Below are 12,626 nucleotides of genomic sequence, written 5' to 3' on the forward strand. Positions count from 1 at the left end.
CCCTCGGCCCACGCCGTCGTGTCCGGCGGCCTCACCCGGTCCTGCCGCGCGGGATCCGCGCGGCAGGACGGCACGCGGATCAGGACTGCGGCGTCGTCTCCTCCGGTGCCAGCGAGTTGCCTTCGGGGATGCGGCCGCAGTCGGACGGGGCCGGCCGCCCCGCGAAGCGGTCGTCGAGCCAGTCCATCGCGAGCGGGGCCCAGACGACGGGCACGCCCACGTGGCTGAGCAGCTCGTACTGCCGGTACTTGATGGCGGTGTTGCCGGTGGCGCAGTACTGCCGCGCGAGCGCGCGCACGTCCCCGGCAACCATGACGCCGTCGCCCGTGCCGATCCCCCGCCGATTGCTGAAGGTGCCCTCCAGGCCGCCCGCGTCGCCCTGGGCGATGAACCCCGGGACGGTCGGCGTGGCGGCGGAGCCGAGGTTGATCCGGTTCACCGCCGTGACGAGCTCGGGAACCGAATTGACGTTCTCGTACTCGGGTTTCGCCATCTTCTTCCAGGTCAGACCCGGATAGTGGCCGAGGGCATCGACGATGGAGCCCTTCTCCAGCTCCGCGTACACCTTGAGGCCGTAGCTGTTCAGGTAGGGCTTGACGTCGATGTCGAAGGAACGGGAGACGCCGATGATCGCCATGGGGATGACGCCCGACCACACGAGGGACCCGTCCACGTACTTCAGGTTGTGCGCCGGGGTCACGAGCAGGCCGCCCTCGGCGAAGCCGACCAGCTTCCGGTTCACATCGGGCGCGTACGACGGTGCCATCGCGGCCGCCCAGTTCGTGGCGATGGAGCCACCCGAGTAGCCCATGAGACCGAACCTGGTGGAGTCGCTCAGCCCCGTCTCACCGGACCTGGTCGCGGCACGGATCGAGTCCAGGGTGTTGGTTCCGTACTCGGGCCCCGCGGCGAAGGCGGCGCGTTGTCCCTGGGTGTCCGGGATGACGAGGGTGTAGCCCTTCGCCAGCAGTGGCGCCATGAAGACGGCCTCGACGTTGGGGATCACGCCGCCGAGGGTGAGGTTGCCGGCGATGGCGCGGGACGGCCCGTCCTCCGGGTTCAGCGAGTCGTAGAACGACTGGTAGGACACGGCCTTGCTGCCGTCACCCGTGAGGCTGCGCACCACCGTGGTCACGTTGGCGGCAGGGCGTCCCTGGGCGTCGGTGCTGCGGTAGAGCAGCTGGATCGCCTTCAGGGGCGTGGGAACGCCGACGAGGTGGTACGGCACCGTCCGCGTCTTCAACACGGCGCCCGGGGCGAAGGACGACAGGGGCTCACTGCCGTCGTAGGTGTAGAACGGGTCGCTCGCGGTGGGTGTAGCGGTAACCGTGGTCGCAGCGGGCGTGGACACGGTGGCGGTGGCCACCGGCGCGGCAGTCATGGCCGCCGCGGTGACGACAGCGATGGGGATCAGGCGAACGGCTCTCCTGGACAAGGCTTCCTCGATTCGTGAGTGGGGGGCGACGCACCGGCCCGAAGGCCCGCGGAACGGAATCTGGCAATCCACCGACCTGGCGTGTTACCAACCAGTAGGAGATGTCCCGGAAACATGATGACGGCGGTACGCCCCCGCGCCTCCAGGGCGGGCGACAGAGATTTGCGAGGTGGATTGTGACCGCGTCCAACACCGTGGCTCGCGAGACGGCGCCGCACTTCGGCGGCGTGCCGGTATACGAGCGGCTCCAGGCCGCCGCCGGTGCGCTGGAGCGCGCGGTCATGGTCCGGCTCGTCGAACGGCTGCCCGTCTACGGAAGGCTGCCGCCGGAACAGCTCGGCAGCGACATCGCCAAGCAGGTGACCCGCGGCATCCGGTGCTTCGCCGAGATGGTGCGCACTGGGGAGTTGCCGGATCAGGCGGAGCAGACAGCGATCCGCGAATCGTCGGCCCGGCGTGCCGACGAGGGAGTGCCGCTGGAGGCCGTGGTGGGCGCCTATCACATCGGTGCGGAGGAGTGCGCCGCCCACGTCTTTCCGGCCGCCGAACCTGGCGACCTGAGCGACCTGTTGCTGGTCCAGCGACACATGCTCACGTATCTCAGACTGGTGAGCTGTGAGGTCGCCGCCGGGTACGTGCAGGAGCGGCAGACGGCTCTGAGCGACGAGCAGGTCGCCCTGCAGTCGCTGCTGTCCAGACTCCTCGAGGGCGGCAGCCCCCAGGCCGCGGCCGACCGCGCGGGCGTCCGACTGCCGCCCTGCTACCTGGTGCTGAGCATCTCCGTGGGACGGCATCCGGACGAGCTGGTGCCCGGCGTGGACCACGCGGTCGCCGCACGCCGCAAACTCCGGCGGCTGCGCAACGAACTGCATCGCCGGACGGTGGGAGTTCCGCTGTCCGTGCTGTCAGGTGGCGGAGGGCTGGTCCTCATCCCGCACAAGGCGCCGGCCGCCGACTTCGGCCCTGACGACCGGGACCGGCTGTCCCAACTGGTCGTGGAGCTGGGCCGGATGTGCGGCGCGGAGGTGCTCGCCGCGGCGGCCGCCGCGCCACCGGAGGGCGTGGCGGACGCCGCCCGGCTGGCGGGCGAGGTACGTGAGGTGGCCGAGGCATCCGGCCATGGCCCGGGGCTTTACCTGCTCGACGACGTGCTGCTCGAATACCAGCTGAGCCGTCCGAGCCCCGCCCGGGAAGGGCTCGCCGCGCTGCTCGACCCGCTGGACGCACGGCCGGAACTGCTCGCCACCCTGCGCACCTTCCTCGCCTGCAGTCTCGACCGGCGCCGGGCCGCGGCCCGGCTCCAGGTCCACCCGAACACGGTGGACTACCGCCTGCGCAAGGCGACGGACCTCACGGGCCTTGACGCGTCCCGGGGCGCCGACCTGGTCACGCTGCACGTCGCGCTCGCCGCCCATGACGCGGTACGGCGCGGCGAGCCCGGCGTCGACCCCGCGCGCCAGGGCTGAAACGACCCTGTCCCCGGTCCGGCTCACCGCTGTCCACGCGGGACTGCGAGGTCGGTCAGGAGTGCGGTGCCGGACGCGAAGGCGGCCCATGCGCCGCGCCGTGTCAGACCTCGCGGACCGAGGGGGCGGTCATGGTCGGGCACACCCTCGGGCCAGGCGCTCTTGGCATGCCGCAGAACGACCAGCCGTCGCAGCGGGAGGGCGGTTTCGCGGGCGGTTTCCACTCTCTCGACGGTACGCGGCACACAGCCGAGCCGCGGCCCGCCCCTACCCCAGGAACGACAGCCGCACCTGGCGCTCCGGGTTGTCCTTGTTCGTGTCGACGAGGCAGATCGACTGCCAGGTGCCCAGCTCCAGTCGGCCGCCCAGGACCGGGACCGTCGCGTGGGGCGGGACCATGGCCGGGAGGACGTGGTCGCGGCCGTGGCCCGGGGAGCCATGGCGGTGCTGCCAGCGGTCGTCGGCCGGCAGGAGGTGGTGCAGCGCCGTCAGGAGGTCGGTGTCGCTGCCCGCTCCTGTTTCGAGGATGGCCAGTCCGGCCGTGGCGTGCGGGACGAAGAGGTTGAGGAGGCCGTCGGCGCCCGGGGCGGTCTCGGTGAGGAAGTCCGCGCAGGCCCGGGTCAGGTCGGTGACCGTCTCCGAGGTGCCGGTGGTGAGCGTCAGGACGCGGGTGGTGAAGGTGGACATGGGACCATCCTGCCTCTCACAGCGCGGGACGGCCCGTCCACGCTCCGAGACACCGTTGACCTCCCCCCGAACGAGTCGATAGCTTCGCGCCATGTTGCGTACAGCCCTGCTCACCACGCGCGGTCACATCGACCTGCTGCGGGTGGCCTCCGCCGCGTGTCGTCGCGGCTGCTGACGCCCTCTCACACCCCTGAGCTCCTCGCGCTGACACCCGTGGTCGTGCGCCGTCCCCGGCGTGCGCGCGGACGCTGACGCGCATTCAGTTCTCTCCCCTTTTCTCCTCTCTGCGGAGCCCCTTCATGACGGTCGGCCATGCCCCGCCCCCATCGCTGCCGGATATATCCCCTGTTTCCATACTTGAGGAGGTGATTCCTGCCGCCCGGAGCGGATCCGGACGCCGAGCCGGTGTGCCCCGCTGGCTGCGCCGGACCATCGGTCCGCTGCTTCTGCTCGTCACCTGGCAGGTGCTCAGTTCGACCGGTGTCCTCCCCGCCGACGTGCTCGCCTCCCCCGGGACCATCGCCCGGGCCGGCTGGGAGCTGATCGCCGACGGCACCCTGCCGCACGCCATAGGCGTCTCGCTCCAACGCGTCGCCGTCGGGCTGCTGTTGGGCGGCACGATCGGTGTGTCGCTCGCGCTGGTCTCCGGTCTCTCACGGCTCGGCGAGGATCTCGTCGACGCGACCGTGCAGATGCTGCGGACCGTCCCCTGGGTGGGACTCATTCCGCTGTTCATCATCTGGCTGGGCATCGGCGAGGCGCCCAAGGTGGCGCTGATCGCCCTCGGTGTCGCCTTCCATCTCTACCTCAACGTGTACGCGGGGATCCGCGGGGTCGACGCCCAACTGGTAGAGGCGGGGGAGTCGTTGGGGCTCAAGCGGTGGGGACTGATCCGGCACGTGGTACTGCCCGGGGCGCTGCCGGGCGCCATGACCGGGCTGCGGTACTCCCTCGCGACCGCGTGGCTCGCGCTCGTCTTCGGGGAGTCGATCAACGCCGACGCCGGCATCGGCTTCCTGATGAACCAGGCGCGCGAGTTCTTCCGCACCGACGTCATCGTCGTCTGCCTCGTCGTCTACGCCTTCCTCGGCCTGCTGGCCGACGCCGTCGTCCGTACTCTCGAAAGGCTGCTGCTGCAATGGCGACCGACCTTCACCGGGCAGTGACCATCGAGGGGCTGACCCGCTCCTTCGACGGCCGTCCCGTCATCGACAATCTCGATCTGACCCTGCGGGCAGGCGAGTTCACCGTGCTTCTCGGGCACAGCGGCTGCGGCAAGTCCACGCTGCTTCGGGTCCTCGCGGGGCTCGACCGGGACATCTCCGGCACCGTCCTCGTCCCCCGCCGCCGGGCCGTCGCCTTCCAGGCTCCCCGTCTGATGCCGTGGAAGCGGGTGTGGCGCAACGTCCTGCTGGGTCTGCCCGGGAGGCCCGAACGGGCCGTCGCCGAACGGGCGTTGGAGGAGGTCGGGCTCAGCCATCGCTCGGGCGCCTGGCCCAAGACGCTGTCCGGAGGCGAGGCCCAGCGTGCCTCGCTCGCCCGCGCTCTCGTACGGGAGCCCGATCTCCTGCTGCTCGACGAGCCGTTCGGGGCGCTCGACGCGCTCACCCGCATCAAGGCCCAGCGCCTTGTGGCCGAGTTGTGGCAGCGGCGCGGGTGCGCGGTGCTCCTGGTGACACACGACGTTGACGAGGCGCTGCTGCTCGCCGACCGGGCCCTTGTGATGCGCGACGGCGTCATCGCGTACGACACCCCCGTCGCCCTCGACCGTCCCCGCTCCGCCGGTGACCCGGCCTTCGCCGACCTGCGCTCCCGCCTCCTCGCCGAACTCGGCGTCGAGGAGCAGCTCCCCGCCGTCCACCAGGCCGCCTGACCCCTCCGCCGACCTCTGCGGCCCCGCAACCCGCGACCCGCGTCCCGCGACCCGAAAGACCCCGCCATGAAGCGTTCGCTCCTGCCCGCCGTCCTCCTCCTTCCCCTCGCGTTGCTCGCCTCCGCCTGCTCCTCCCCCTCGTCCGCCGACTCCGGCTCCAGCTCCGACGGCAAGGGTTCCGTCGTCCTCAACGTCGGTGACCAGAAGGGTGGTTCGGAAGCCGTCCTGCGCGCTGCCGGAGAACTCGACGATCTGCCCTACCGGATCCAGTGGTCGACCTTCACCTCGGGACCGCCGCTCCTGGAAGCGGTCAACGCCAAGGCCGTCGACATCGGTTCCGTCGGCAACACCCCGCCCGTCTTCGCCGCCGGCGCCGACTCGAAGATCACCGTGGTCGCCGCCACCCACGGCGACTCGGCCGGTGAGGCGATCCTCGTACCCGCGGACTCGCCGCTCCGCACGCCCCAGGATCTGAAGGGCCGTACGGTCGCCGTCGCCCAAGGCAGTTCCGCCCACTTCCAGTTGATCGCCTCGCTCAAGCAGGCGGGGCTCTCGCTCGACGACATCAAGGTGAGCCTGCTCCAGCCCGCCGACGCGCTCGCCGCGTTCACCAGCGGCAAGGTCGACGCCTGGGCCGTCTGGGACCCGTACACCTCGCAGGTCCTCGCCAACGGCAAGGCGCGGGTGCTGGCCGACGGCCGGGGCGTGGTCAACGGTCTCGGCTTCCAGGTCGCCGCGCCCGCGGCGCTCGCCGACAAGGAGAAGGCCGCGGCGATCGGCGACTTCATCGAGCGGCTGCGCCGCGCCCAGGACTGGGTCCACGACCACCCGGACGTCTGGGCGAAGGTCTGGGCGAAGGAGACCGGGCTGCCCTACGAGGTCGCGCTCGCCGCCGTGAAGCGCAGCAGCGGTACCCGGATCGCGGTCGCCCTCGACAAGGAGGCCATCGCCTCCGAGCAGCAGATCGCCGACACCTTCGCCGAACTGAAGCTGATCCCACGGACGTTCCGCTTCGCCGACTACGTCGACACCCGCTTCAACAAGAACCTGCCGCCGTCCACCACCCCGGCGCGCAGCTACGGAAAGGGCTCCACCTCATGACCGTCCATCTGCACTGGTTCCTGCCGACCGGCGGCGACGGCCGTACGCTCGTCGACCGGCACGCCTACACCGACGGCGGCATCACCCGGTCGGGGACGGTGACCGGCGTACGCGCACCCGACATCGAGTATCTGGCGCAGATCGCCAAAGCGGCCGAGCAGTTGGGCTTCGAGGCCGTGCTGACGCCGACCGGCACGTGGTGCGAGGACGCCTGGCTGACGACGGCGGCGCTCTCCCAGCACACCGAGCGGCTCAAGTTCCTCGTGGCGTTCCGGCCGGGCGTGATCTCGCCGGTGCTCGCGGCGCAGATGGCCGCCACGTACCAGCGGATCACCCGGGGCCGGCTGCTCCTCAACGTCGTCACGGGCGGGGACTCGGTGGAGCAGCGCCGCTTCGGCGACCATCTGGACCACGACCGGCGCTATGCCCGCACGGCCGAGTTCCTGAAGGTCGTACGCGGGGCGTGGACCGGGCAGCCGTACGACTTCCAGGGCGAGCACTACCAGGTGGAGGGTGCGCTGACCGCCCTGCCGCCCGACCCGCTGCCGGAGATCTTCTTCGGCGGTTCGTCGGCGGCGGCCGGGCCGGTCGCGGCGGAGCACGCGGATGTGTATCTGACCTGGGGTGAGCCGCCGTGGCAGGTCAAGGAGAAGATCGACTGGATCCGTCGGCTCGCCGAGGAGCGTGGGCGCGAGGTGCGGTTCGGCGTCCGGCTGCACACCATCTCGCGGGACTCGGCGCGCGAGGCGTGGACGGTGGCGGACCGGCTGCTGTCCGACCTCGACGCGGAGACGATCGCGGCGGCGCAGCAGGCGCTGGGCCGCAGCGAGTCGGTCGGTCAGCAGCGGATGCTGGCGCTGCACGGCGGCGGCTCGCTCGACCGGGACAAGCTGGAGATCGCGCCGAACCTGTGGGCGGGCGTCGGTCTCGTACGAGGTGGGGCCGGCACCGCCCTTGTGGGCAGCCACGCCGATGTCGCCGACCGGATCGAGGAGTACCACGCCCTCGGGGTGGAGCACTTCGTGCTCTCCGGCTACCCGCATCTGGAGGAGGCGTACTGGTTCGGGGAGGGCGTGACGCCCGAGCTGGCGGCGCGCGGTCTGCTGTCGAGGATCCCCGCCTCGCCGCTGCTCGGCGTGCCCGCCGCGAACGGGCGCCCGGCGTCGGCGCCCGGCGGCGCCCCGCTGCTCCTGGCGGGCGGCGGACGGTAGCGGAGGGAGACCGTGGCGGGCGCGGTGGGAAGATCCGCGCGCCCGCCACGGTTGGTGGAATCGTGAACGATTTCGCGGTCGAAAACGGACAGGGCGTACAGCGGGGCCCGCGGCAGGGCGTACGGAACGTCGACGTGGTCGTCATCGGCGCGGGCCAGGCCGGACTCTCGGCCGCCTACCACCTGCGCCGCACCGGTCTGACTCCGGACCGTGACTTCGTCGTCCTCGACCACGCCCCGCGCCCCGGTGGCGCCTGGCAGTTCCGCTGGCCCTCGCTCACGTACGGCAAGGTCCACGGGATGCATGCGCTGCCCGGCATGGAGCTGACCGGGGCCGACGGCAGCCGGCCCTCGTCGGAGGTGATCGGTGCGTACTTCACGACGTACGAGGACCGCTTCGACCTGCGCGTCCACCGTCCCGTAGAGGTGCGCGCCGTCCGCGAGGGGGAGGACGGCCGGCTGCTCGTGGAGACCTCGGAGGGGACGTACGCCGCCCGTGCCCTGATCAACGCGACCGGCACCTGGGACCGCCCCTTCTGGCCCCGCTACCCCGGCCAGGAGACCTTCCGGGGCCGTCAGCTGCACACCGCGAACTATCCCGGCCCCGAGGAGTTCGCCGGTCTGCGGGTGGTCGTGGTGGGCGGTGGCGCCTCCGGGACCCAGCATCTGATGGAGATCGCCGAGGTCGCGGCGGAGACGACCTGGGTGACGCGGCGCGAGCCCGTCTACCGCGAGGGCCCGTTCGACGAGACGGTGGGCCGGGCGGCGGTCGCACTGGTCGAGGAGCGGGTACGGAAGGGGCTGCCGCCGCAGAGCGTCGTCTCCGTCACCGGCCTTCCGCTCACCGACGCGATCCGTGACGCCCGCGAGAGCGGCGTCCTGGACCGGAACCCCATGTTCGACCACATCACGCCGACCGGCGTGGCCTGGGCCGACGGCCGGACCGTCGACGCCGACGTGATCCTCTGGGCGACCGGCTTCCGCGCCGCGATCGACCACCTGGCCCCGCTCCGGCTGCGCGAGCCGGGCGGCGGCATCCGGGTGGAGGGGACGCGGGCGGTACGGGACGAGCGCGTCCATCTCGTCGGGTACGGGCCTTCGGCCTCGACGATCGGCGCCAATCGGGCCGGGCGGGCGGCCGTCTCCGAGATCCGCCGCCTCCTGGAGCGGGAGCCGGAGCCGGAGCCGGAGCGGCAGCAGGATCGGCACCAGGAGCGGGAGCCGGTGGCCGTCCCGTCGGGCCCCGCGTAAGGGCTTCCCGTAGGGGCCTCCCGTAGAGGCCTCTCGCAAGGCCCCTCCCCTGGGTCAGCCTTCTCCGCGGGCCGCGCGGCGGTTCGCGTTGAACTCCTGGACGTTCGCCTGGTGTTCGGCGTAGTCGGCGGTGAACCGTGTGTCCCCCGGCTTCACGGTCACGAAGTACAGCCAGTCGCCCTCGGCCGGTTCGATCGAGGCCGTCATCGCCTGCTCCCCCGGGTTCCCGATCGGGGTGGGAGGCAGCCCGTTGCGCTCGTAGGTGTTGAAGGGGTTGTCGATCTTGGTGTCCGCGTGGGTGGTGTCCACGGTGGAACGCCCCAGCGCGTAGTTCAGGGTCGAGTCCATCTGGAGCGCCATGCCCCGGGCGAGGCGGTTGTAGACGACGCGGGCGACCTTGCCCATGTCCTCGGTGGTGTCGGCCTCCGCCTGGACGATGCTCGCGATGATCACCGTCTGGTGCACGCTCACCCCGTTGCGCTGGGCGCCCGCGGTGATGTGGTCGGCGCCGAAGCGCTTGCCGGCCGTCTGGACCATGTAGCGGAGCAGCCCCTCGGGGGTCGTCGCCGACACGACCGGGTAGGTCGCCGGGAAGAGGTACCCCTCGGGGTTTCCCTGGGCGGCGGTCGGCAGACCGAGGGCGGCGACCGGGGCGTCCGCGGCCTTGCGGGTGGTGCCCTCGGCGAGGCCGAGGGAGCGGTCGACGGCCGCGTAGACCTGTCCGGCCCGCCAGCCCTCGGGGATGAGCAGGGTCCGCGGCTTCTCGGGGGCGGGCTTGTCCTCGCCCCCGAGAAGCAGCAGGGGGACGGTGATCGCCGCGGCCACGGCGAGGGCGGCGCCGATGAGCAGGGCGATCCGACCGCGCCGGGTGAGCCGGGATCGGCGGCGACGGTGTTCGGGCTGCCAGGACCGGTACGTCATGGGCGCACGCTAACCCGGCCCGCCCGCGAAACCGCGGATCCCCGCAGACGCGGCGGCGCCGCCGACCCCCTGGGACGGGGGACCGACGGCGCCGCTTTCCTGCCGGGCGAGTGGGTCAGACGAGCCAGCCCAGGAAGTGGAAGACGCCGGCGAGCAGGTTGGTGATGACGTTCATGGTGGTGCTTCTCCTTGTGCAAAGTGCATCTGTGGGACGGTGCGCGGTCGCGGTCTGCAGCCCGTCGCTTGCGCACCGTAATCATCAGCTGTCACAAGGGAGTTGAGCAACGAATCCGGTGACGATCACACGTTCTGGGGAACAACCGCTCCCGCGTTCGTGTGTTCGTCGCGGCGCACCAGGGCTGCGTACCTGCCGTCCCGGGCGAGGAGCTCCTCGTGGCTGCCGCGCTCGGCGATCCGGCCCGCGTCGAGGACCACGATCTGGTCGGCGTCCCGGACGGTGGAGAGCCGGTGGGCGATGGTGATCGTGGTGCGTCCGGCGGAGAGGGCGTCGATGGCCTGCTGGACGGCGTGTTCGGTACGGGTGTCCAGCGCGCTGGTCGCCTCGTCGAGGATGAGGACGGGCGGGTCGCGCAGGATGGTGCGGGCTATCGCGAGGCGCTGCTTCTCGCCGCCCGAGAAGCGGTAGCCGCGCTCGCCGACGAGGGTGTCGTAGCCGTCGGGCAGGGCGGCGATGTGGTCGTGGATCTGCGCGGCGCCGGCGGCGGCACGGATCTCCTCGTCGGTGGCGTCGGGCTTGGCGAAGCGCAGATTGTCCGCCACGGAGGCGTGGAAGAGGTACGTCTCCTGGGAGACCACGCCGACCGCTCGGGCGAGGGTGTCGAAGTCGAGCTCGCGGACGTCGACGCCGTCGAGGAGGACCCGGCCGCCGGTGACGTCGTACAGCCGGGGCACGAGGTAGCTGAGGGTGGACTTGCCGGATCCGGTGGGTCCGACCACGGCGAGGCTGCCACCTGCCGGGACGGTCAGGTCGATGGTGTCGAGCGTGGGCCGGCCGGGGGCCTCGGGGTCGTAGCGGAAGTCCACGTTCTCGAACGTCACCTCGCCGCTGATCTTCCGGAGCCTGACCGGCTCGGCGGGCTCGGTGATGTCGACGGGCAGGTCGAGGTACTCGAAGATCCGCTGGAAGAGGGCGAGGGAGGTCTGCATCTGGACGCCGGTGGAGAGCAGGCTCACCGTCGGACGGAAGAGGCCCTGCTGGAGCGAGACGAAGGCGACCAGGGTGCCCAGCGAGATGGCCGGGCCGCCGCTCTGGAGGGCGAGGCCCGCGGCCCAGTAGATCAGCGCGGGCATGGCGGCCATGACGATGCCGATGGTGGACATCCGCCACCGGCCGGCCATGGAGGAGCGCACTTCGAGGTCGACGAGGCGCTCGGACTCCTCGGCGAAGGACCTGGTCAGCGAGTCGGAGCGGCCCATGGTGCGGCCGAGCAGGATGCCGCTGACGGAGAGCGACTCGGTGACGGTCGCGGCCATGACGGCCATCTGCTTCTGCCGGTGGGTGGTGATGCGCTTCCGCTCGCGGCCGACGCGGCGGCTGATCCAGACGAAGAGCGGCAGCAGGAGCAGCGAGACGACCGTGAGCCGCCAGTCGAGCGCGAGCATCGCGACGACGGTGGCGACGACGGCGGTGAGGTTCGAGACGAGGGAGGTGGCGGTCGAGGTGACCGTCGCCTGCATGCCGCCGATGTCGTTGGCGATCCGGGACTGGACCTCGCCGGTGCGCGTGCGCGTGAAGAAGGCGAGCGGCATCCGCTGCAGCCGGCCGTAGACCGCCGTGCGCAGGTCGTGCATGACGCGCTGGCCGACGGTGGTGGAGATCAGGGTCTGGAGCACGCCGAAGACGCTGGTGATCACGGCCGTGGCGATCATGCCGAGGGCGAGCAGGCTGAGCAGCCCTGTCCTGCCCTGCGGGATCGCGGTGTCGAGGATCTCCTTGAGGAGGAACGGCGAGGCCACCGACACCAGGGACGAGGCGCCGACGAGCAGGCCGACGAGCGCGAGCCTGCCTCGGTAGGGACGGAAGAGCCGCAGGATGCGCCGCGTCTGGGCGGGCTCCTTCGGCTGCGCGGGATCGCGTGGTGGAGGTGTCCATTCGGACTCTTCGTGGTGACGCATGGGCTCCTACGAGGGTGTGAGAGGTCAAGACGATCAGAGCATAGCTCATTGTTACCTATACTCACAATGAACAAGGTCCTGATATTGTTCCTCCCATGAACAGCCCCGACGCCGACGGACTTCTCGCCGAGCAGCTCCTCCGCCTCACCCGCCGACTGCAGCGCAGCCAGAAGCGTCTCCTCGAGCCGGTCGGCATCACGCCCGCCCAGTCCCGGCTGCTGCGCACGGTCGCGCACTACGACCGGCCGCCCCGGATGGCCGATCTCGCCGAGCGCCTCGAGGTCGTCCCCCGGGCCGTCACCACCCTCGTGGACGGCCTGGAAGCGGCCGGGCGGGTGCGCCGCGTCGCCGATCCGACGAACCGACGGGTGATCAGGATCGAGCTGACGGACACCGGACGGGAGACGCTGCGCGCGTTGCGCAGCGCGCGGCGGGCGGCCGCAGAGGACATCCTTGCTCCATTGACCGTCGATCAGCGCGAGGTGCTCGGAGGTCTGCTGTCCGCTCTGGTCGACCACGTGCCGGAGCGCCGCTGCTGACCGCGCG

General features: G+C 71.4%; 12 protein-coding genes and 1 pseudogene. 8 read left to right on the forward strand and 5 right to left on the reverse strand.

Annotated features, from left to right (window positions below; genetic code table 11):
• Window positions 1-79 precede the first annotated feature (79 nt).
• Window positions 80-1,381 carry a lipase family protein gene (locus ACGFYP_RS27705; RefSeq protein ID WP_393498933.1) on the reverse strand — a complete coding sequence of 434 codons (1,302 nt, stop codon included), beginning with the start codon at window positions 1,379-1,381 and terminating at the stop codon, window positions 80-82.
• Between the two features lie 230 nt (window positions 1,382-1,611).
• Here ACGFYP_RS27705 and ACGFYP_RS27710 point away from each other — a divergent pair, with 230 nt between their 5' ends.
• The gene (locus ACGFYP_RS27710; RefSeq protein WP_393498936.1) at window positions 1,612-2,901 is read left to right on the forward strand and encodes a PucR family transcriptional regulator; all 1,290 of its coding nucleotides are present in this window, start codon (window positions 1,612-1,614) and stop codon (window positions 2,899-2,901) included.
• A gap of 41 nt (window positions 2,902-2,942) precedes the next feature.
• Here ACGFYP_RS27710 and ACGFYP_RS27715 read toward each other — a convergent pair.
• Window positions 2,943-3,125: pseudogene (locus ACGFYP_RS27715) on the reverse strand (histidine phosphatase family protein); the annotation flags it as partial.
• A 43-nt stretch (window positions 3,126-3,168) separates the two neighbouring features.
• Window positions 3,169-3,588, reverse strand: coding sequence for a secondary thiamine-phosphate synthase enzyme YjbQ (locus ACGFYP_RS27720; protein ID WP_361957536.1), 420 nt, complete (start codon window positions 3,586-3,588; stop codon window positions 3,169-3,171).
• 91 nt (window positions 3,589-3,679) lie between these two features.
• Between ACGFYP_RS27720 and ACGFYP_RS27725 the strand changes: the two genes are divergently transcribed.
• The 6 genes from ACGFYP_RS27725 (at window position 3,680) to ACGFYP_RS27750 (ending at window position 9,023) form a co-directional block, all read left to right on the forward strand.
• Entirely contained in the window at window positions 3,680-3,763 is an 84-nt protein-coding gene (locus ACGFYP_RS27725; RefSeq protein WP_351816447.1) for a putative leader peptide, read from the forward strand.
• Between the two features lie 124 nt (window positions 3,764-3,887).
• Window positions 3,888-4,754 (forward strand): ABC transporter permease, encoded by an 867-nt coding sequence (locus tag ACGFYP_RS27730; protein ID WP_393498940.1) that lies wholly within the window; start codon window positions 3,888-3,890, stop codon window positions 4,752-4,754.
• Entirely contained in the window at window positions 4,727-5,461 is a 735-nt protein-coding gene (locus ACGFYP_RS27735) for an ABC transporter ATP-binding protein (RefSeq protein WP_393498943.1), read from the forward strand. Before ACGFYP_RS27730 ends, ACGFYP_RS27735 begins: the two co-directional genes overlap by 28 nt.
• A 66-nt stretch (window positions 5,462-5,527) precedes the next feature.
• Entirely contained in the window at window positions 5,528-6,562 is a 1,035-nt protein-coding gene (locus ACGFYP_RS27740) for an ABC transporter substrate-binding protein (protein ID WP_393498946.1), read from the forward strand.
• Window positions 6,559-7,773 carry an LLM class flavin-dependent oxidoreductase gene (locus ACGFYP_RS27745; protein WP_393498949.1) on the forward strand — a complete coding sequence of 405 codons (1,215 nt, stop codon included), beginning with the start codon at window positions 6,559-6,561 and terminating at the stop codon, window positions 7,771-7,773. Before ACGFYP_RS27740 ends, ACGFYP_RS27745 begins: the two co-directional genes overlap by 4 nt.
• 134 nt (window positions 7,774-7,907) lie before the next feature.
• On the forward strand, window positions 7,908-9,023 hold the full coding sequence (locus ACGFYP_RS27750) for an NAD(P)-binding domain-containing protein (protein ID WP_393499331.1): 1,116 nt from the start codon (window positions 7,908-7,910) through the stop codon (window positions 9,021-9,023).
• Between the two features lie 54 nt (window positions 9,024-9,077).
• Here ACGFYP_RS27750 and mltG read toward each other — a convergent pair whose 3' ends face one another.
• Together mltG and ACGFYP_RS27760 are read right to left on the reverse strand one after the other, a co-directional pair.
• Window positions 9,078-9,944, reverse strand: coding sequence for an endolytic transglycosylase MltG (gene mltG, locus ACGFYP_RS27755; protein ID WP_393498951.1), 867 nt, complete (start codon window positions 9,942-9,944; stop codon window positions 9,078-9,080).
• Between the two features lie 300 nt (window positions 9,945-10,244).
• The gene (locus ACGFYP_RS27760; RefSeq protein WP_361957518.1) at window positions 10,245-12,080 is read right to left on the reverse strand and encodes an ABC transporter ATP-binding protein; all 1,836 of its coding nucleotides are present in this window, start codon (window positions 12,078-12,080) and stop codon (window positions 10,245-10,247) included.
• Window positions 12,081-12,175: 95 nt separating this feature from the next.
• Between ACGFYP_RS27760 and ACGFYP_RS27765 the strand changes: the two genes are divergently transcribed.
• Window positions 12,176-12,619: a MarR family winged helix-turn-helix transcriptional regulator gene (locus ACGFYP_RS27765; protein WP_393498955.1), complete on the forward strand. Its 444-nt coding sequence runs from the start codon at window positions 12,176-12,178 to the stop codon at window positions 12,617-12,619.
• Window positions 12,620-12,626 lie beyond the last annotated feature (7 nt).

The organism is Streptomyces sp. NPDC048370 (assembly GCF_043200825.1).
In the GTDB taxonomy this organism is placed as follows: domain Bacteria; phylum Actinomycetota; class Actinomycetes; order Streptomycetales; family Streptomycetaceae; genus Streptomyces.

What these genes read in the sequence shown, in the direction of transcription:
- ACGFYP_RS27705 (WP_393498933.1), bottom strand. Translation starts at nt 1,381, where the DNA reads ATGACTGCCGCGCCGGTGGCCACCGCCACCGTGTCCACGCCCGCTGCG.
- ACGFYP_RS27720 (WP_361957536.1), bottom strand. Translation starts at nt 3,588, where the DNA reads ATGTCCACCTTCACCACCCGCGTCCTGACGCTCACCACCGGCACCTCG.
- ACGFYP_RS27725 (WP_351816447.1), top strand. Translation starts at nt 3,680, where the DNA reads ATGTTGCGTACAGCCCTGCTCACCACGCGCGGTCACATCGACCTGCTG.
- ACGFYP_RS27730 (WP_393498940.1), top strand. Translation starts at nt 3,888, where the DNA reads ATGACGGTCGGCCATGCCCCGCCCCCATCGCTGCCGGATATATCCCCT.
- ACGFYP_RS27735 (WP_393498943.1), top strand. Translation starts at nt 4,727, where the DNA reads ATGGCGACCGACCTTCACCGGGCAGTGACCATCGAGGGGCTGACCCGC.
- ACGFYP_RS27740 (WP_393498946.1), top strand. Translation starts at nt 5,528, where the DNA reads ATGAAGCGTTCGCTCCTGCCCGCCGTCCTCCTCCTTCCCCTCGCGTTG.
- ACGFYP_RS27745 (WP_393498949.1), top strand. Translation starts at nt 6,559, where the DNA reads ATGACCGTCCATCTGCACTGGTTCCTGCCGACCGGCGGCGACGGCCGT.
- mltG (WP_393498951.1), bottom strand. Translation starts at nt 9,944, where the DNA reads ATGACGTACCGGTCCTGGCAGCCCGAACACCGTCGCCGCCGATCCCGG.
- ACGFYP_RS27760 (WP_361957518.1), bottom strand. Translation starts at nt 12,080, where the DNA reads ATGCGTCACCACGAAGAGTCCGAATGGACACCTCCACCACGCGATCCC.
- ACGFYP_RS27765 (WP_393498955.1), top strand. Translation starts at nt 12,176, where the DNA reads ATGAACAGCCCCGACGCCGACGGACTTCTCGCCGAGCAGCTCCTCCGC.